The sequence below is a fragment of the Streptomyces eurythermus genome, assembly GCF_014649115.1.
In the GTDB taxonomy this organism is placed as follows: Bacteria; Actinomycetota; Actinomycetes; order Streptomycetales; family Streptomycetaceae; genus Streptomyces; species Streptomyces eurythermus.
Genome location: NZ_BMSK01000005.1, coordinates 449,032 through 466,924 on the forward strand (window position 1 = coordinate 449,032; position 17,893 = coordinate 466,924).

General features: G+C 73.9%; 17 protein-coding genes, 2 tRNA genes and 1 riboswitch. Of the genes, 11 read left to right on the forward strand and 8 right to left on the reverse strand.

Going from position 1 to position 17,893, the window contains the following annotated elements:
* The first annotated feature begins 21 nt into the window (after window positions 1-21).
* The 4 genes from IE251_RS12305 (at window position 22) to IE251_RS12320 (ending at window position 3,671) form a co-directional block, all read left to right on the forward strand.
* Window positions 22-94: transfer RNA gene (locus IE251_RS12305), tRNA-Lys, on the forward strand.
* Window positions 95-508: 414 nt separating this feature from the next.
* Window positions 509-1,750 (forward strand): argininosuccinate synthase-related protein, encoded by a 1,242-nt coding sequence (locus tag IE251_RS12310; protein WP_189752892.1) that lies wholly within the window; start codon window positions 509-511, stop codon window positions 1,748-1,750.
* A 35-nt stretch (window positions 1,751-1,785) separates the two neighbouring features.
* On the forward strand, window positions 1,786-2,529 hold the full coding sequence (locus IE251_RS12315) for a 2OG-Fe dioxygenase family protein (RefSeq protein ID WP_189752893.1): 744 nt from the start codon (window positions 1,786-1,788) through the stop codon (window positions 2,527-2,529).
* A gap of 89 nt (window positions 2,530-2,618) precedes the next feature.
* Entirely contained in the window at window positions 2,619-3,671 is a 1,053-nt protein-coding gene (locus IE251_RS12320; RefSeq protein WP_189752894.1) for a DMT family transporter, read from the forward strand.
* A 77-nt stretch (window positions 3,672-3,748) separates the two neighbouring features.
* Here the strand turns inward: IE251_RS12320 and IE251_RS12325 are convergent, their stop codons facing one another.
* Window positions 3,749-4,696 carry a helix-turn-helix transcriptional regulator gene (locus IE251_RS12325; protein ID WP_229896708.1) on the reverse strand — a complete coding sequence of 316 codons (948 nt, stop codon included), beginning with the start codon at window positions 4,694-4,696 and terminating at the stop codon, window positions 3,749-3,751.
* A gap of 303 nt (window positions 4,697-4,999) precedes the next feature.
* On the opposite strand from IE251_RS12325, the gene IE251_RS12330 reads away from it, so the two are divergent.
* Complete coding sequence (locus IE251_RS12330) at window positions 5,000-5,191, forward strand: hypothetical protein (RefSeq protein WP_189752896.1); 192 nt, start codon at window positions 5,000-5,002, stop codon at window positions 5,189-5,191.
* A 5-nt stretch (window positions 5,192-5,196) separates the two neighbouring features.
* Window positions 5,197-6,075, forward strand: coding sequence for a hypothetical protein (locus tag IE251_RS12335; protein WP_189752897.1), 879 nt, complete (start codon window positions 5,197-5,199; stop codon window positions 6,073-6,075).
* 74 nt (window positions 6,076-6,149) lie between these two features.
* Here the strand turns inward: IE251_RS12335 and IE251_RS12340 are convergent, their stop codons facing one another.
* Window positions 6,150-6,836, reverse strand: a complete 687-nt coding sequence (locus tag IE251_RS12340) for a TetR/AcrR family transcriptional regulator (RefSeq protein WP_189752898.1) — start codon at window positions 6,834-6,836, stop codon at window positions 6,150-6,152.
* Between the two features lie 148 nt (window positions 6,837-6,984).
* Between IE251_RS12340 and IE251_RS12345 the strand changes: the two genes are divergently transcribed.
* Both IE251_RS12345 and IE251_RS12350 read left to right on the forward strand, forming a co-directional pair.
* Window positions 6,985-7,617: an NADPH-dependent FMN reductase gene (locus IE251_RS12345; protein WP_189752899.1), complete on the forward strand. Its 633-nt coding sequence runs from the start codon at window positions 6,985-6,987 to the stop codon at window positions 7,615-7,617.
* A 14-nt stretch (window positions 7,618-7,631) separates the two neighbouring features.
* The gene (locus tag IE251_RS12350; protein ID WP_189752900.1) at window positions 7,632-9,056 is read left to right on the forward strand and encodes a DHA2 family efflux MFS transporter permease subunit; all 1,425 of its coding nucleotides are present in this window, start codon (window positions 7,632-7,634) and stop codon (window positions 9,054-9,056) included.
* A gap of 14 nt (window positions 9,057-9,070) precedes the next feature.
* Here the strand turns inward: IE251_RS12350 and IE251_RS12355 are convergent, their stop codons facing one another.
* Both IE251_RS12355 and IE251_RS12360 read right to left on the reverse strand, forming a co-directional pair.
* Entirely contained in the window at window positions 9,071-9,706 is a 636-nt protein-coding gene (locus IE251_RS12355) for a GTP cyclohydrolase II (RefSeq protein WP_189752901.1), read from the reverse strand.
* Window positions 9,707-9,802: 96 nt separating this feature from the next.
* Window positions 9,803-10,312: a MarR family winged helix-turn-helix transcriptional regulator gene (locus IE251_RS12360; protein ID WP_189752902.1), complete on the reverse strand. Its 510-nt coding sequence runs from the start codon at window positions 10,310-10,312 to the stop codon at window positions 9,803-9,805.
* 82 nt (window positions 10,313-10,394) lie between these two features.
* Here IE251_RS12360 and IE251_RS12365 point away from each other — a divergent pair, with 82 nt between their 5' ends.
* Entirely contained in the window at window positions 10,395-11,528 is a 1,134-nt protein-coding gene (locus IE251_RS12365; RefSeq protein ID WP_189752903.1) for a dihydrofolate reductase family protein, read from the forward strand.
* 81 nt (window positions 11,529-11,609) lie between these two features.
* On the opposite strand, the gene IE251_RS12370 is transcribed toward IE251_RS12365, so the two are convergent.
* Window positions 11,610-11,683: transfer RNA gene (locus IE251_RS12370), tRNA-Met, on the reverse strand.
* 345 nt (window positions 11,684-12,028) lie between these two features.
* Window positions 12,029-12,197, forward strand: a riboswitch (cyclic di-AMP (ydaO/yuaA leader).
* A 9-nt stretch (window positions 12,198-12,206) separates the two neighbouring features.
* On the opposite strand from IE251_RS12370, the gene IE251_RS12375 reads away from it, so the two are divergent.
* The gene (locus IE251_RS12375; RefSeq protein WP_189752904.1) at window positions 12,207-13,271 is read left to right on the forward strand and encodes a M23 family metallopeptidase; all 1,065 of its coding nucleotides are present in this window, start codon (window positions 12,207-12,209) and stop codon (window positions 13,269-13,271) included.
* Between the two features lie 76 nt (window positions 13,272-13,347).
* Window positions 13,348-14,292, forward strand: coding sequence for an aldo/keto reductase (locus IE251_RS12380; protein ID WP_189752905.1), 945 nt, complete (start codon window positions 13,348-13,350; stop codon window positions 14,290-14,292).
* A gap of 43 nt (window positions 14,293-14,335) precedes the next feature.
* On the opposite strand, the gene IE251_RS12385 is transcribed toward IE251_RS12380, so the two are convergent.
* The 3 genes from IE251_RS12385 to lhgD all read right to left on the reverse strand — a co-directional run bounded on the left by IE251_RS12385 (window position 14,336) and on the right by lhgD (window position 17,807).
* The gene (locus IE251_RS12385; protein WP_189752906.1) at window positions 14,336-15,631 is read right to left on the reverse strand and encodes a PrsW family intramembrane metalloprotease; all 1,296 of its coding nucleotides are present in this window, start codon (window positions 15,629-15,631) and stop codon (window positions 14,336-14,338) included.
* A gap of 82 nt (window positions 15,632-15,713) precedes the next feature.
* A complete protein-coding gene (gene trmB / locus IE251_RS12390) occupies window positions 15,714-16,529 on the reverse strand; it encodes a tRNA (guanosine(46)-N7)-methyltransferase TrmB (protein WP_189752907.1) in 816 nt (271 codons plus the stop codon).
* A 66-nt stretch (window positions 16,530-16,595) separates the two neighbouring features.
* Window positions 16,596-17,807 (reverse strand): L-2-hydroxyglutarate dehydrogenase, encoded by a 1,212-nt coding sequence (gene lhgD, locus IE251_RS12395; protein WP_189752908.1) that lies wholly within the window; start codon window positions 17,805-17,807, stop codon window positions 16,596-16,598.
* Window positions 17,808-17,893 lie beyond the last annotated feature (86 nt).

Consider the following 17,893-nt stretch of genomic DNA (forward strand, 5'->3'; position numbering starts at 1 on the left):
CTCGGACAAGCAACATCGCCCGGGCCCTTAGCTCAATTGGCAGAGCAGTGGACTTTTAATCCATTGGTTGTGGGTTCGAGTCCCACAGGGCCTACGGGAAGGACCCCAGCTCAGCGCGTGACTGAGCTGGGGTTCTGGCGTTTTACCCGCCTTCGAGATCGCTTGCCGGCCCGAGAACCAGACTCCCGTGCGGAACGCGCAACGGCCCCCGGCCGGGTCGGGGGCCCCAGCACCTTCGGCGGGTCGTCCCGGTGCCGGCGCGAGCCGCCCCGACATCGCCATCGGAACGGCGGTCCCCCCGGACGGCCGTACGGGCCGGCGCTGTCCGCGCCGGGCGAAGGGCGGGATCAGCAGTGGCGGGCGGGGCACGCCGACCGCCGACGCGTCAGGGCTTGCCGGCGGCCACTCACCGGAGCCCGCCGCGTGTGGCGTCCGGGTCCGGTCATGGCCGGGCGCGGTCGTCGGGAAAGCGTTGTGCCAGGCGCCGCCGGGCAGAAGTCTGCTCCCCGTGACCACAACAGAGGCTGCGAACACCGCACCGTCCCGGCTCGTCCGTTCCTTCGGCCAGCTCGCGGACCTGGACCCCGACCGACCGGTCGTGACCCTGTTCAGCGGCGGGCTGGACAGCTCCTATCTGCTGCTGCGCCTGCGCCGGATGGGGCTGCGCGAGGTGCACGCCGTGAGCGTGGACATCGGCGAGGACGAATCCGGCCCCTACAAACGCCTGGTGGCCGAGGCGCTCGGCGCACGGCTCCACCTGCTCGACCGACGCGCGGAGTTCGCTGACCGTTTCGTCGCACCGGCCATCGCCGCGCAGGCCGTGTACCTCGGCATCCACCCCGTCAGCTCCACGCTCAGCCGTCCGCTCATCGCGGAGACCGCGGTGCGGCTGGCCCGCTCGCTGGGCGCACAGGCCGTCCTGCACACCGCCAACCGCTCGCAGAACACCCTGCGCCGGCTCAACGGAGCGCTGGCGCTCCTGGGGTACGAGGGCGCGTACGGCAGCCCGTACGACCTCGACCCCGTCACCCGTGAGGACAAGCTGAATGCCCTGCGCGCCGCCGGGGTCGACCTGCTGGCCGGACGGATCGTGAGCGGCGACTCCAACCTGTGGTGCCGTGAGTTCGAGTCGGGCATCCTCGACGATCCCGAACGGCACGAGGTGCCGGAGGAGATGTACGCGTGGAGCCGGCCCACCGCCGCGCCGGGGGCCACCGAACTGCTCACCGTCACCGTCGAGAACGGCCGCCCAGTCGCACTGGACGGGGCCCGGCTGCCGCTCACCGAGCTGATCGAGCTGCTCAACCGGCGCGTGGGTGCCTACGGGCTGGGCCGCTACTCGGGCCTGGAGCACCTGGACCACGGCGAGAAGGTCCTGGAGATCCGCGAGATGCCGGCCGCCTGGCTGCTGCTGAGCACCTACCGGCACATCGAGAGCGCCTGCCTGGATGCCGGACTCGTCCTGGAGAAGCGGCACCTGGAGCAGCTGTGGGTGCGCGAGGCGCTGGAGGGCCGGTGGTTCGGCGAACTGCGGCTGGCCGCCCAGTCGTTCATCGACGCCTGCGCGTCCCGGACCAGCGGCAGCGTCACCTGGCGGCTGCACACGGGCGGTGCCGACACCCGGTCCATCACCGCCGGCCGGCCGCTGTACCTGCGGGACCGGGAGGAGTGGGAGGAGCTGGCGATCGCCGCCGAGTCGGCGCCGTTCGACGCTCCCGCCGTCCCCGCGCTGCTTCCCGCGACCGCCTGACCTCACCCGGTTTCACGACGTACGGAGTTGCACCCATGACCACCGCCCTCGCCCACCCCGCCGCCCTCGACGCCGTCGCCGCCCTGTCCGGGCCCGGCGGGCATCTGATGCCGTCGGCCGCGCTGTCCTCGCTGCTCGGTGTCGACGCCTCCGACTGGGCGCGGTTCGCCGCGCACTGGGACGAGCTGACCCTGGACACCTACATGGCCGACGGCGGCACCTACCGCTTCCGCCGCTACGGCCAGTTCGACCTGGATCCGGCCGCGGGGGAGCTGACGCTGCTGCCGCACGAGCCGTACCGGCAGGAGACCGACGTCAACCCGCTCAACGGCGGCGTCGAGCGGATCTTCGACCCGCTGACGGCGTCGTTCGTGGGCGACCCGCTGCTGCGCTCGGTGCTCGTCACGCTCGGCCGGATCTTCGGTTCCGCCCTCGGCCGGGACACGGAAGGCGCCCGGCGCTGGAACGTCAAGCTGCACCCGTACCGGATCAGCGCCGCCGACGGACAGGTGGGCCAGCCCGCTCCCGAGGGCCGGCACCGCGACGGGGTCACCTTCATCACCTCGCTGCTGATCGGCCGCACCAACGTCGTCGGCGGCGAGAGCGGGGTGTACGCCGACTCGGGCGCCCACCTGCTGACGACTACGCTGTCCGAGCCCGGTGACCTGCTGCTGGGCGACGACCGTCGCACGCTGCACTCGGTGACCCCGGTGCACCCGGTGGATCCCGCGCTGCCCGCACACCGTGACGTCCTGGTGATCGCGTACACGGCGCGCTGAGGGCCGACCCCCCGGCGCGCCGGGCGCCCGCCCCTTTCGCAGCACCGTCTTCGCAGCACCGTCGTCCCCAGTTCCGTAGAGGAGTGCCCATGACCGTCACCGCGGCCCGCAGCGGCAGGCTGACCGATCTTCCCGTCCTGCTGGTCGCGGTGGTGTGGGGCTCCAGCTATCTGGCCGCCAAGGGTGTCACCACGGAACGGACCGTGCTGGCCGTGCTGGTGCTGCGGTTCGCCGTGGCGCTGCCGGTGCTGGTCGCCGCGGGCTGGCGGCGGCTGCGCGGTCTGACCGCCGTGCAACTGCGTGGGGCCGGACTGCTGGGACTGATCCTCGCCGGGATCTTCCTGCTGGAGACGTACGGCGTGGTGCACACCTCGGCGACCAACGCCGGGCTGATCATCAGCCTCACCATGGTGTTCACTCCGCTGGCCGAGAGCCGGGTGCGCGGCACCCGGCTGCCGGGCGCCTTCATGGCAGCCGCCGGGCTGTCGGTGCTCGGCGTGGCGCTGCTCACCCAGGGCGCCGGTTTCAGCGCCCCGACCGGCGGCGACCTGCTGATGCTGGGCGCCGCCGTCGTCCGTACCGTGCATGTCCTGGCCATGTCCAGGATGGCGTCGGTACGCGGAGCGGACGCGCTGTCGCTGACCACCGTCCAGCTGGGCGGGGCGGTCGTCGTGTTCGCCGCGCTGGTGGCGCTGCCGGGCACCGGTGCCTCGCCCTGGGCGGCCGCGGCCGGCTTCGGCGCCGGGGACTGGCTCGGGCTGATCTATCTGTCCGCGTTCTGCACCCTGTTCGCGTTCTTCGTGCAGATGTGGGCGGTGCGCCGTACCTCTCCGTCCCGGGTGAGCCTGCTGCTCGGCACCGAGCCGGTGTGGGCCGCGGCGGTCGGCATCGCCGTCGGCGGGGACCGGCCCGGCTGGCTGGGCTTGCTCGGCGCTGTCCTGGTGCTCGCCGGCACGGCGTGGGGGAGGTCGGTGGCGGACCGGGAAACGGGAGCCGCGAACGCCACGGAGATGGCGGTCACAGGGACGGGAGCCGAGGCCACGGGTGCTGGGGCCCGTCCGGCGGAGCAGGTCGCGGACAGTGACGGCGCCTCACCAGCGCGGGTGAGCGGGGGCGATGGGGGTGCCCCCGCACGCCCTTGAGGCAGTGGGAGAGGGGGGCCGGGCCTTCGCGTCCGGGACAGGATCCGCCGGACAGGCCCTGAGGCCGCGGTGTGGGATCAGGCGTCCAGCCAGCCGAGCCGGACGGCACAGGCCCCGGCCTGGAAGCGGCTGGCGGCACCGAGGCGTTCGGTCAGCTCGGAGACGAGGCGGCGGATCGTGCGTTCGGAGACGCCGAGCTTGCGGGCCATGGCCTCGTCGGTGAGTCCGCCCGCGAGCATCCGCAGCAGTTCCAGGTGGCGTCCCTCGGGGCGCCACGCGCCGTCCGGCCCGGCCGCCGCGTCGGTCAGCACGTTCGCCGCCGCCCAGCAGTGCTCGAAGATCTCCCGGAACACTCCGACCAGCGTCTCTCCCCGGAGGATCACCGCAGTGATCTCACCGATGGCCGACGGCGGCGCCGGTACCAGCGCGGTCGAGCTGTCCACGACGATCAGCCGCAGCGGCAGCGTGTGCGCGGTGCGCACCTGCGCCCCGGCCGCGCTCAGCCGGCGCAGGTAGGACGCCATGTGCGGCACGGCCGCCGCGGAGCCCAGGTGGATCGTGCGCATGCGCACCCCGCGCCCGATCACCGCGAGGTCCCGCTCCAGGCCCGACTCGACCATCCGAGCGGGCAGCGCGCGTCCGGGGTGCAGCGACAGCACCTCCTCCTCGACACGCCGGGACACGTCCTCCAGCGCCGCCGAGACGTTCGCGGCACCGATCACCACCTCCATCCGCACCGGGAGCAACTCCCGTGCGTACACCGGCTGGAAGTCCGTGAGGATCCGCGTCAGCGCGGAGCGCGTACGCTGCACGGAGCTGAGCAGCCCGGCCGTGTGCTGCTCCTCCTCCACGAGGAGATTGCGCAGCGCGGTGTCGGGAGACAGCGCCGTCCATCCGTTCCCGCTGTCCGGGGATGGCACGAACAGCCGTAGTCTGTTGAGGAGTTGGAGGGTGTCGGCGAACTCCGCGTCGCTCCAGCCGCGCTCGCCGATCACGCTCTCGGGGTGCCAGTTCGCATCCTCCAACGCAATGCGATAGAGCTCCTGCGCACGCTCCTTCACATCCATCGGGCCCCTCCATGTCGTCCCTCGGCGCGACCGCCCCCGGGCCGGGTGCCCAGTGGATCCTAGGAACGTCCCTGCTCAGCTGGCCAGACAAGGTCCGGCATACGGACGCGGCGGGAGCCGGGCGAGCCGTCCGGGCCTGGCCATGGCCGGTCCCGGAACCAGCGGAGACATGGCGGTGGGTGACCGTTCCGGCACATGCTGACGGCACACCGCGTACTCGCACACCGCACCCCCAGCCCACCCCGATCCCGGAGGTTCGCCATGCCCGCTCCGTCCGCCGCGTCCGTCCTGTCCGCCGCGTCCGTCCGGCCTCGGCTCCGGCGTCGGTTCCGGCGTGTCGCCTCCGCCGTCGCCTTCGCCGCCCTGCTCGCGGGCGGCGCCTGCGTCGCAGGTGCGCCGGCGGCGGACACCACGGCCGTCGCCGCCGGCTCCGACTCCCTCATCTGGGGCTGACCGCCGTGTCCGTACCGGCCGTCGCCGTCGTCGCCCCGCTCACCGGGCCGCGAACGGCCGCGGGCACCGTCCTCCTCGCCGAGGTGGACCGGCTCCGTGGCGGCGCCCCGGGAACGGCCGACTGGCAGGTCTTCCACGAGTCACCCGGTGTCGCGCACACCGTGGTGGCCGGCGACTTCACGGCGGTCGTCGGCCACGCCGACCCGTCGGTCGCCGACGGCGCGCTGGAGGTCTACAGGCAGGCCGGACTGCCCTGTCTGCTGCCGCTGCTCCCCGGCCGCGCGCCCGCGCTGAGCTGGGGGCCCGACGAAACCCACCTCGCCCGCGCGCTGGCCGACGCCGCGCTCGCCCTCGCCGCGAGGGCGCTGACGGTGGCGTACGACGACGACCGGGACAGCACCGGACTGGCCGGGCTGTTCGCCGCGCGGGCACGGGCGACGGGGCTCGCCGTGCGGACCGGTGGGGGCACCGGTGACGTCCTCGCCCTGCTCGCCCCACAGCACCGGTTGCCGGCCCTCCTGCGCGCCCGGGAGGGGGAGTCGTGGCGGGCTGTGCTGGTGGTGGCGGACTGCGGGTTGCCGTCGTTCGACGCGCTCGTGACGGCAGCCGCGCGGCTGCCCGTGTGGGCCGTCCATGCCGAGCCGTGTCTGGTTCGCCGTACCCGGGCGGCCGTGGCCTCGCTGGCCGCCGCCCTGGCCGAGGACCCCTCGCTGCGGGGCGCCCGGCTCGCCTCGCGGGTCCTGTCCCGCTCGGCGCTCCTGATCGGTCCGGACGGCGGTGTGCTCGGCGGGGGGCGGCGCGTGTCACGGCTGTCCGCGGTGTGCCCGGTCCGGGCCGCGGCCCGGGAGGACGCCCTGACCGTCCCGCACACCCAGGCGGTCTGACTCCCGGCTCGGACGACCCGCACCCCGCCGGCCAGCGGCACGCCCGGCCGGTGGACGAGGCCGTCCGCCCCCGGTCACCCCGCCCGGTACGCCCGGAGGAACGCCGACACCCCGCCCGTGATCAGGCGGTCCTGTTCCGCGGGGGGCAGGGGCAGTACCCCGTAGTGGGTGAACTGGACGATCGTGTGGGAGATCAGGGCCATGAAGTGGCCCGCCGCCAGGGGCGCGTCGCCGTGCAGGTCGAGCAGGCCGGCGTCCTCCAGGCGGGCCAGCGCGTCGGTGAGCGCGCGGCCGACCGGTGCCGGTCCGGCCTCGTGCCAGGCCGTGAGGACCTCCGGCGGCACGTGGTCGGCCTCCGCGTGGATGTGGCGGACCAGCGCGAAGTGGTACGCGTAGTCGGCCATGAGCCGGATGAGCCCCCGGGCCAGTGAGACGAGGTCGCGTTCGAGGTCCTCGGGGCGCGGCGGGCGCTCGGGGTCCAGCGCGGCGCGCAGGCGGGCCAGTTGGGCGTCCCGGACCTCGCTCGACGTCCAGGTGACGACCGCCTGGAAGAGCTGTGCCTTGCCGCCGGGGAAGTGGTTGTAGAGCGTGCGCGTGGAGACCCCGGCCGCGGCGGCGAGCGCGTCGACCGAGGCGCGCGCGTAGCCCTCCCGGCCGAAGACCGCGCAGGCGGCGCTCGCGATGTCCTGCCGCTTGCGCAGCTTGCGCGGCGACACCTCGCCCTCCGCCCGCTCCCGCCGGGCCTCGTCCGTCCCGCCCATCCGTGCCTCCCTGGCTCCCGCGTGTCCGGCCCACCCTAACCGAAGTACAACGGTCGTTGTAATTTTTACAACGACCGTTGTACTTTGATGGCGGGGCGCTCGCCGGACGCGGTCGCCCGCCACCGCATCGCTCAGAGGGGGGACAGTCATGTCCGTCACCGATTCCGTCACCGGGGCCCGCGCCGCCGAGGACTCACCGCTCCGCGTCGCCGTGATCGTCGGCAGCGTGCGGGAGGGACGTCAGGGCCGCGCGGTCGCCGACTGGTTCCTCGCCACCGCCGCCGAGGCCGGCCCGGACCTCGCCTACGACGTGATCGACCTCGCCGAGGTGGACCTGCCGCTGGTGCTGCCGGGCTGGGGCGGTACGCCCGGACCCGGGGCCGCCGCCGCGCTGCGCGAGGTCTCGCCGCGGCTCGCCGCCGCCGACGCGTTCGTGGTCGTCACGCCCGAGTACAACCACAGCTTCCCGGCCGCCCTGAAGAACCTCCTGGACTGGCACTCACGCGAATGGCAGGCCAAGCCGGTCGGATTCGTGTCGTACGGCGGTCTCGGCGGCGGCCTGCGCGCGGTCGAGCAGCTCCGGCTGGTCTTCGCCGAACTGCACGCCGTGACCGTGCGCGACTCGGTCAGCCTGCACGGCCCCTGGTCCGGGCTCGGCGCGGACGGGACCCCGCGCGACGCCGAGGTGTGCGCGGGCGCCGCCAAGGGCATGCTGGGCCGGCTCGCCTGGTGGGGCCGGGCGCTGCGCGCCGCGCGCGCCGAGCACCCCTACGCGGCCTGAGGGGCGGCGGACGGATGAGTACCGTGCGCCCCGCGAAGTCCGGCCCGGCCCGCACCGAGGCGCCGGCCGCACCGCCCACCGCCCTCTACCGCGTCGTCATCGTCGTGGTCCTCGGCACCGTCATGTCCGTGCTCGACATGACGATCGTCAACGTTGCGCTGCGCCGACTGTCGGAGTCCTTCGGGGCCCCGCTGGAAACCATCCAGTGGACCGCGACCGCGTACACGCTCGCGCTCGCCGCCGTCATCCCGGTCGCCGCCTGGGCGATGGCCCGGATCGGGGCCAAGAGCACTTACGTGCTCGCGCTCGCCCTGTTCACGCTGGGCTCGCTGCTCGCCGCCTGCGCCTGGGACGCGACCAGCCTGATCGCGTTCCGCGCGGTGCAGGGGCTGGGCGGCGGACTGCTCCAGCCGGTCGGCATGGCGATGGGCATGCGGGTCGCCGACCGGGCCCGGCTCGGCCGCGCGATGGCCCTGCTGGGGCTGCCGATCCTGGTCGGCCCGGTCGCCGGTCCGGTGCTCGGCGGATGGCTGGTCGACGCCGCCTCCTGGCAGTGGATCTTCCTGATCAACCTGCCCGTCGGCGCCCTGGCCCTGTTCCTCGCGGCCCGCCTGCTGCCGAAGGACGCCCCGCGCGCCCCCGGCACCGGCCGGCCCCGGCTCGACCTCCCCGGTCTGCTGATGCTCTCGCCCGGCCTGGCCCTGCTCCTGTACGGCCTCTCGCGCGGCGGCGAGCGCGGGGACTTCACGGCCCCCGGCGCGCTGCTGCCGACGCTCGCCGGCGCGGTGCTCGCCGCGGCCTTCGTACGGCGGGCGCTCACCGTCCGCGCGCCGCTGCTGGACCTGCGGCTGCTGCGGGACCGTACCTTCGCCGCCGGCGTCGCCACGCTCGCCCCGTTCACCTGCGGTTACTTCGGCTCGATGCTGCTCGGCCCGCTGTACTGGCAGCAGGAGCGGGGCCTGAGCGCCACGGCGGCCGGGCTGCTCGGCGCGCCGGTCGGGCTCGTCGTCGGTACGACGATGCAGATCGCGGCGCGGCGGGTCGACCGGGTCGCCCCGCGCCTGCTGATCGCGGCGGGGTGCGCGGTGGGCGCCCTCGGCATGGCCCTGCTGGCCTGGCAGACCGGGACGCCCGGGGCCGCGCCGTGGCGGATCGTCGTCGCGGGCGTGGTGATGGGCGTGGGCGCCGGGATGACGCTGATGCCGGCGATGACCACCGCGAGCCGTGAGCTGCCCGCGGACCGGCTGGCCGGGGCGAGCACCGCGCTGAGCATCAACGCCCAGCTGGCCGCGTCGGTCGGGACGGCCCTGCTGTCCGTGCTGCTCGGGGCGGCCGGCCCGGACCCGGCCGGCTTCCGGCTCACCTACGCCGTGGCGGCGGCGCTGCTCGTCCTCGCGGTACCGGCCGCGCTCCGCCTCCCGGCCGGGCGACAGGGCTGAGCCCGGCTGTCCGTTCAGCCCGCCGTCAGCTCCGTGAGTTCGGCCAGCGGCAGGGTGTGCCGGGTCTGGAGGGCCTTGGCGCGCAGGTAGTGGATGTTGTGGGCGGTGGTGAAGACGCCGGTGGGCACGCGGTCCCGGACGGCGATGCCCAGCGCGCGCAACTGGTCCGCCTTGTCGGGGTTGTTGGACAGCAGGTCCAGCTCCGTGACGCCGAGGGCGGTGAGCATCTGGGCGGCGGCCGTGTAGTCGCGGGCGTCCTCCGGCAGGCCGAGGGCGGCGTTCGCCGCGTAGGTGTCGAGCCCGTCGTCCTGGAGGGCGTACGCGTCGAGCTTGTTGTAGAGGCCGATGCCCCGGCCCTCCTGGCGGAGGTACAGCAGGATCCCGCCGCGGTCGGTGATGCGCTCGACCGCCTCGCGCAGCTGCGGTCCGCAGTCGCAGCGGGCCGAGCCGAAGACGTCCCCGGTCAGGCACTCGGAGTGCAGCCGCACCAGCGGGACGGGGCCCGGGTCGCCCAGGACGACGGCGAGGTGCTCCCGGCCGTCGGCGAGGCCGTGGAAGGTGACGAGTTCCGCGTCGGCGCCGTAGCCGTCGGCGAACCGCAGCGGTACCCGGACTCGGGCGCGGGGGGTGGCGGTGGGGATGTCGGGCATGCGGATCCCTCCGGAGCATGTGCTTCAGATTTGAAGCAGTGGTACGCAGGGACCCTATCCCATGCTTAAAAGTTAAAGCAATTGACCTCGCCGAGGTCAGGAGCAGGACGACCGGCGCCGCCAGGGGACGTCGTCCGCCCCCGCCCCGGCCCCCTCGCCCTGCAAGCCCTGAGCGATCCCCGCGCAGATCTCCTCCAGCTGCCCCACCTGCTCCTCGGTGAGCCGGTCGAACAGCAGCGAACGGACGGTCTCGACGTGCCCGGGCGCCGTACGCTCCAGTACGGCCATCCCCTCGTCCGTCAGCACCGCGAGCGAGGCGCGCCTGTCGGCGGCACAGTTCTCCCGGCGCACCAGGCCGTCCCGCTCCAGCCGGTTCACCACGTACGTCAGCCGGCTGCGGGTGATCTTCAGCGCCTCGGCGAGGTCGGTCATGCGCAGCCGCCGGCCGGGGGCGTCGGAGAGGCCGGCCAGTACCGAGTAGAACAGGTGCGGCATGCCGCCCACCTGCTGGAGCTGCCGGTCGATCGCGTCCTCCAGAAGGCGGGAGGCGGCGATGTAGGCGCGCCAGGCGCGCTGCTCCTCGGGCGTGAGCCAGCGGGTCGTCATGCCGCCAGTGTAGGTTTGTTTAAAACTTGAACCAAGCCGTCCGCAGCCCCCGCCCCGCCCGCCTCCACAGGAAAGAGCGCCGATGCCCCTGCCGTACGTGCTGCTGTCCGCCGCCGTCTCCCTCGACGGCTACCTGGACGACACCGGCCCCGAGCGGCTGCTGCTGTCCGGCCCGGCCGACTTCGACCGGGTCGACGGGGTACGGGCCTCGGTCGACGCCATCCTGGTCGGCGCCGGCACGATCCGCGCCGACAACCCCCGCCTGCTGGTCAACTCGGCCGAGCGGCGCGCGGCCCGGCGCGCGGCGGGCCGCCCCGAGTACCCGCTGAAGGTCACCGTCACCGGCTCCGGCGACCTCGACCCGGCGGCGCACTTCTGGCACACCGGTGGCGGCAAGCTCGTCTTCGCCACCGACCGGGGCGCCGTACGGGCCGCGCGCCTCCTCGGGAACACCGCCGATGTCGTCCCGCTCGGCCCCGCCCTGGACTGGCGGGCCCTGCTGGAGCACCTGCACGACGTGCGCGGGGTGCGGCGGCTGATGGTCGAGGGCGGCGGCACGGTCCACACCCAGCTGCTCCAGCAGGGCCTGGCCGACGAACTCCAGCTGGTCCTCGCCCCGCTGTTCGTCGGCGATCCGGCGGCCCCGCGGCTGTTCGGGCCGGGCGCCTACCAGGGCGGACGCCTGCGCCTGCTGGAGACCCGCCGGATCGAGGACGTCGTCCTCATGCGGTACGCGCCCACGGCTCCCGGCTCCGGTGCGGACGCCACCGCCGCCGACCGCCACTGGCTGCGCACCGCCTGCGAACTGGCGGCCCTGTGCCCGCCGTCCCGGACGGCGTTCAGCGTGGGCGCGGTCGTGGTCGCCGCCGACGGCACGGAACTGGCCCGGGGGTATTCGCGCGAGGGCGACGACCCGGTGGTGCACGCGGAGGAGGCGGCGCTGGCGAAGACCGACCCGGCCGACCCGCGGCTGCCCGGCGCCACGGTCTACTCCAGCCTGGAGCCGTGCGCCCGCCGCGCCTCCCGGCCGGCGCCCTGTGCCGAGCTGATCCTGCGGGCCGGGGTGCGCCGGGTGGTCACCGCCTGGCGGGAGCCGGACACGTTCGTCGAGGCGGCCGACGGTACGGGCGTGCTGACGGCGGCGGGAGCGCGGGTCGTCGTCCTGCCGGAGCTGGAGGATCTGGCGAAGGCGCCGAACGCCCATCTGCCGGGCTGAGGACCGCCCCGGGTGAACCGCTCTGGGGGCGGATACACCCAGGGCCCGGAATCCTTGGGATTCCGGGCCCTGGGCCTTCAGTAGCGGGGACAGGATTTGAACCTGCGACCTCTGGGTTATGAGCCCAGCGAGCTACCGAGCTGCTCCACCCCGCGTCGTTGTGACTCCAGTGTACGCCATGTGCGGGATGCTTCGCACACCGGTTTCCGCGGGCCCCTCGGCGGGCCCCTCGGCGGGCCTCGCCGACGAGTGGTCGCGGGTGTCACACAGGGTGATCGGGTGAGCGCGCTCGCATAACAACTGAGTCACCATCAAAATCGTGAGTGACTGCTGACCGCTTCTGAGTGCCGGTCAAATTGCCCGTTCTGGCGGGATAGTTGCTGATAACTCCACCGGTAAAAACGTTAATGATCAAGGGGACCGGCTTGGAAAGTCACTGTCAGGTCTATTAACGTTCGATAACGCAGCGCGGTCGTCCCAGCCGTCACAAGAGACGGCTCCGTGCGCACGCGCCGAATCCCGCGAGGGAACCGGGGAACCACCACTTTGGGGTGAATCACGCGGATACCGCCGTGTACTCACGCGAGTCCACGACCGGATATACGCGCGTAGGAGACCTTCCTGCTCCGAACCCGTCAGCTAACCCGGTAGGCGGAGGAAGGAAAGGAGTACGCCCGCGTGGCGTCCAACCGGCCTGGCCCCGAAGCCCCGTCCATACCGGCACAGCGCGACACCGAGCCCGAGACCTTCGGCTACGGCGCCTACCGCGCCGACGAGGGCCCGTGGGAGGAGTGGAACCCCACCGAGGACTCCGTCGCCCCGGTCCGCGGCCGGCACCGGGTCGCCAAGCAGCGCGGCGGCTTCGCGCGCAGCTCCACCGTCCTCGGCGTCGGCGTCATGGCCGCGGTCGGCGCGGGCGGCATGGCCAGCGCCAACACCGGCAAGCCGCCGGTCTCCATCTCCATGCCGGACCTGCCCTCGGTCGGCTCCCTCTTCCAGGACGGCTCCGGCGACGACCGGACCGCCGAGGCCGCCACCACCACGCTCAGCACCGTCGCCGTGGCCTCCGACGCGAACCGGGACAGCGCCGACGCGGGCGAGGTGCTGCGCAACCGGATCATGGCGCAGGCCGAGCAGCAGCAGGGCCAGGCCGACAGCAAGGCCGCCGCGGCCGCGCTCGCCGCCGCCGAGAAGCAGACCGCCGAGGCCGCCGCCCAGGCCGAGCAGCAGGCCGCCGCCGAGGCCGCCGCCGCCAAGGAGAAGGCGGAGGCCGCGGCCGAGAAGGCGAAGGCCGAGGCGAAGCGGGCGGCCGAGGAGAAGCGGCTGGCCGAGCTGGCCAGGCAGTACGCGCTGCCCACCTCCGCCTACACGATCACCTCGACGTTCGGGCAGGCCGGCTCCATGTGGTCCTCCGGCCACCACACCGGACTGGACTTCGCCGCCCCCACCGGCACCCTGATCAAGGCCGTGCACAGCGGCACGATCACCGAGGCGGGCTGGGCCGGCGCCTACGGCTACCGCACCATCCTGACCCTGGACGACGGCACCGAGCTGTGGTTCTGCCACCAGTCCTCGATCAACGTCACGGCCGGCCAGAAGGTCGCCACCGGCGAGGTCATCGGCCGCGTCGGCGCCACCGGCAACGTCACCGGCCCGCACCTGCACCTGGAGGTCCACCCCGGCGGCGCGCCCACCGGCATCGACCCGATGGCGTGGCTGCGCGACAAGGGCCTCACCCCCTGACGGCCCCTTCCAAAAGGTCCGGAAATCGGCGCCGGCGGCGGGATGCGATCGCCCTCCGCCGGCGTTGACACGACGTATGACGTCACTTCGTAAACTCGGCTCCTCCGACCTCGAGGTCTTCCCGCTCGCCCTGGGCGGCAACGTCTTCGGCTGGACGGCCGACGAGCAGACCTCCTTCGCCGTCCTCGACGCCTACACCGCGGCCGGTGGCAACTTCGTCGACACCGCCGACGTGTACTCGGCCTGGGCCGAGGGCAACAAGGGCGGCGAGTCCGAGACCATCCTCGGCGCGTGGCTCAAGGCCCGCGGCAACCGCTCGGACGTGGTCGTCGCCACCAAGGTCAGCCAGCACCCCGAGTTCCAGGGCCTGTCCGCCGCGAACATCAAGGCCGCCGCCGACGCCTCGCTGCGCCGCCTGGGCACCGACTACATCGACCTCTACTACACCCACTTCGACCAGCCCGAGGTGCCGGTCGAGGAGATCATCGGCGCGCTGGACGAGCTGGTGAAGGCGGGCAAGGTCCGGCACATCGCCGCCTCCAACATCGGCGCCGAGCGCCTGCGCGCGTCCCTGGAGTTCTCCGACCGCGAGGGCCTGGCCCGCTACGTCGCCGTCCAGCCGCACTACAACCTGGTCTCCCGCGACACCTACGAGGGCCCGCTCCAGGAACTCGTCGCCGCCGAGGGCCTGTCCGCCGTCCCGTACTTCGCGCTCGCCTCGGGCTTCCTGACCGGCAAGTACCGGCCCGGCGCGACGGTGGACAGCGCCCGCGCCGACCGGGTGCAGGACTACGTGGCCTCCGAGCGCGGCCAGAAGGTCCTGGCGGCCCTGGACGAGGTCGCCGCCGCCCACGAGGCCCCGGTCGCCACGGTCGCCCTGGCCTGGCTGGCCGCCCAGCCGACGGTCACCGCCCCGATCGCCTCCGCCCGCACCCCGGAGCAGCTTCCGGCGCTGCTCGGCGTGGCGGAGCTGAAGCTGACGGACACGGAGGTCGCGAAGCTGACGGCGGCCTCCGCCTAGTACGGCTCACGGTGGCCCCCGCGGTCAGGGCCGGTACGGGGTGTCAGGTCCGGTACGGGTTGTAAGGGGAGTACGCCACCGCCGGGTATCCGTACGGCGCCGCCGGCCCGTACACCGGGGCCGGGGCGGCGGCCCGGCTCGCGTACTCCAGCGCCGGCCGGGCCACGTGCCGGCGCCGCCACAGCTCCGCCAGCAGCTCCCGCTCCCGTACGGCGAAGTCCGCCCCGGCCCTGCCCGTGCGCCCGCGCCGGCGCAGGAAGGCGAGCGAGGTGGCGTACCCCTCGTAGCGGGCCACCTCCCGGGCCGCCGGGCGGCCGTGGTGGTGCCGGGCGTAGTCCCGGGCCATCCGGCGCGCCCGCATCGACCCGAGCGCGAACGGCTCGCCCGGCCCCAGCCACCCGGCCAGCACATACGCCGGCAGCTCCGCGCGCACGGCGCGCAGCTCCCGCTGCCGGGTCCAGACCGCGAGCCAGGTCACCAGCCCGAACACGGGCACCATGAAACCGCCGTAGACGGCGAAGAACCCGTACTGCCCGAAGGTGGCCGAGCCGTTCCAGAAGGCGTGCATGCCCATCGCGAGCAGCAGCCCGCACACCGGCAGCAGGATCCGCCGCACCGGCCGGCGCTCGGCGGACAGCGCGGCGATGCCGAAGCCGATGCCGGTCAGGACGGTGAACAGGGGGTGCGCGAACGGGGACATGACGATGCGCACGAAGAACGTGGCGGCGGTCACGGAGGCGATGCCCCGGTCGCCGGTGAGCTGGTCGGTCCCGAAGGCCGTACCGAGGTAGAGGATGTTCTCGGTGAACGCGAACCCGGTGGCGGTGGTCCCCGCTATCACCACGCCGTCCACGATCCCGGTGAAGTCGCGTCTGCGGAAGAGGAAGACCAGCAGCACGGCGGCGGCCTTCGCGGACTCCTCCACGACCGGCGCTATCACCGTGGCGCCGAGGGTGTCGGCGCTCGCCGGGTCGGCGGTGGAGGTCGCGATCCACTCGGTGGCGAAGCTGTTGGCCACGATGGCTATCAGCGCCGCCGCGCAGGCCCCCCAGGCGAAGGAGAACACCAGGTTCCGCCAGGGGCCCGGCTCCACCCGGTCCAGCCACCGGAACGCGGCGAGCAGCCAGGGCACCGGCAGCACGGCCAGCCCGAGCCCGACGAGGAACCCGTCCGTGCCGGTCTGCCGCCGCACGAGCGCGAGGATGACCAGCCCGGACAGCGCCAGCAGCGTGCTCGGCGCCCCGTACCGCACCCACCTGCGCTGCCACCAGTGCGGGTGGCGGAGTCCTCCGTCGCCGGGGCTCGGAGGACGGGTCGGGAACGGAGGACTGGTGGCCACGGCATCGACCCTAACGGTGACGGGACGAGGGGCTGAGCGGATTATCGGCCCGGACGTCGAGTGGTCCGGGCCGTCCGGTCGGCTATCCGTCCTGGCGGTGCGGTACGCGTCGGAACAGCAGATCGTTCACGACGTGTCCCTTGTCCAGTCCCTGTCCCTCGAAACGGGTCAGCGGCCGGAACTCCGGACGCGGCGCGAAACCGCCGTCCGGCTGGGTGTTCTCGAAGTCGGGGTGCGCGGTGAGCACGTCCAGCATCTGCTCGGCGTACGGCTCCCAGTCCGTGGCGCAGTGCAGCAGCGCGCCGGGCCTCAGCCGGGTCGCGGCGAGCGTCAGGAACTCGGGCTGGATGAGCCGCCGCTTGTGGTGCCGCTTCTTGGGCCAGGGGTCGGGGAAGTAGACGCGCAGCCCGTCCAGCGAGTCCGGGCGGAGCATCTCCCGCAGCAGGATGATCGCGTCGCCGTTGCCCACCCGGACGTTGGTGAGGCCGCCCCGGGCGGCGAGGCCCAGCAGGTTGCCCTGGCCCGGGGTGTGCACGTCGACGGCCAGGATGTTGGTGTCCGGGTCGCCGGCGGCCATCCGCGCGGTGGCCTCGCCCATCCCGAACCCGATCTCCAGGACCACGGGACGGTCGTTCCCGAACAGCTCGGCCAGGTCGATCACCCGCTGCCCGTCGATGTCCAGCCCCCACTTGGGCCACAGCCGCTGCAAGGCGTCCGCCTGCCCGGCCGTCACCCGGCTGCGCCGTGGCTGGAAGCTCCGGATCCGCCGCTCGAAGTGCGAACCGGCGGGGTCCGCCTTGGGCCCGTCCGGGAAGCGCGGTTCGCCCTTGGCCCGGGTGTGCCGGGCGGGGTCACCGGGGGCGGGCGGGGCGGCGGGGGAGTTCAGGGAGTCAGACACAGTGAGCCCAATTTTACGGGTCCGGTTCCTGTGGATCCGGTCCCGCGGCCCGCGGCCGCGGGCCGGTCAGTCCGGTGTCCGGAGCATGGCCAGCGCCCGGCGTCCGATCTCGCGGCCGATGGGCAGCGAGGCGGTGGCCGCGGGCGAGGGCGCGTTCAGCACGTGCACCGCCCGCGCCCCCTCCCGGATCAGGAAGTCGTCCACCAGCGTCCCGTCCCGCAGCACCGCCTGCGCCCGCACCCCGGCCGGGGCCGGCACCAGGTCCCCGGCGTCCACGCCGGGCAGCAGTCTGCGCACCGCCTCCAGGAACGCCCCCTTGGACACCGAGCGGCGCAGCTCGCCCGCGCCGTACCGCCAGTGCCGCCGGGCGATCGCCCACGAGCCGGGCCAGGCCAGGGTCCCGGCCAGCTCCCGGGGCCGTACGACCCCCCAGCCGTACCCCTCGCGGGCCAGCGCCGGGACCGCGTTGGGGCCGATGTGCACGCCGCCGTCGACACCGCGGGTCAGATGCACCCCGAGGAACGGGAACGCCGGGTCCGGCACCGGATACACCAGTCCCCGCACCAGCTCGGGCCGGGCCAGCTCGTAGTACTCCCCGCGGAACGGCACGATCCGCACCCCCGGCTCGTCCCCGGTCAGCCGCGCCACCTCGTCGCAGCGCAGCCCGGCGCAGTTGACCAGCACCCGGGCGCGGACGACGGCTCCGGCCGCGGTGAGCACGGCCACGCCCCGCTCCGGCCGCCGGTCCACCCGGACCACCTTCGCGCCGTACCGGATCTCCGCGCCGGAGGCCCGGGCCAGCTCCCGCGCCACGGCCGCGTAGTCGCACACGCCGGTGGTGCCGACGTGTATGGCGGCCAGGCCGCGCACCTCCGGTTCGTACTCGGCGATCTGCGCCGGTCCCAGCTCGCGAACCGGGATGCCGTTCTCCCGGCCGCGCTGCACGAGCGCGTGCAGCCGTGGCAGCTCGGCGCGCTCGGTGGCGACGATCAGCTTCCCGGTGACGGCGTGCGCGATGCCGTACTCGGCGCAGAACTTCACCATCTCGGCGGCGCCCCGCACCGCGTACCGCGCCTTGAGGGAGCCCGGGCGGTAGTAGATCCCGCTGTGGATGACCCCGCTGTTGCGTCCCGTCTGGTGCCGGGCGGGCCCGTCCTCCTTCTCCAGCACCGTCACGCGGGTGCCCGGCGCCGCCCGCGTGATCGCGTACGCCGTCGAAAGCCCGACGATCCCCCCGCCGACCACGAGCACATCACAGTCGTACGCCCCGCCCAGCACCGAGCACCACCTCCACTCCCGATAGTGCACTGCGCCACTGACAGCGGCTTCAAACGCCCGGCCCGCGGCGTCCGCCGGCAGACGCG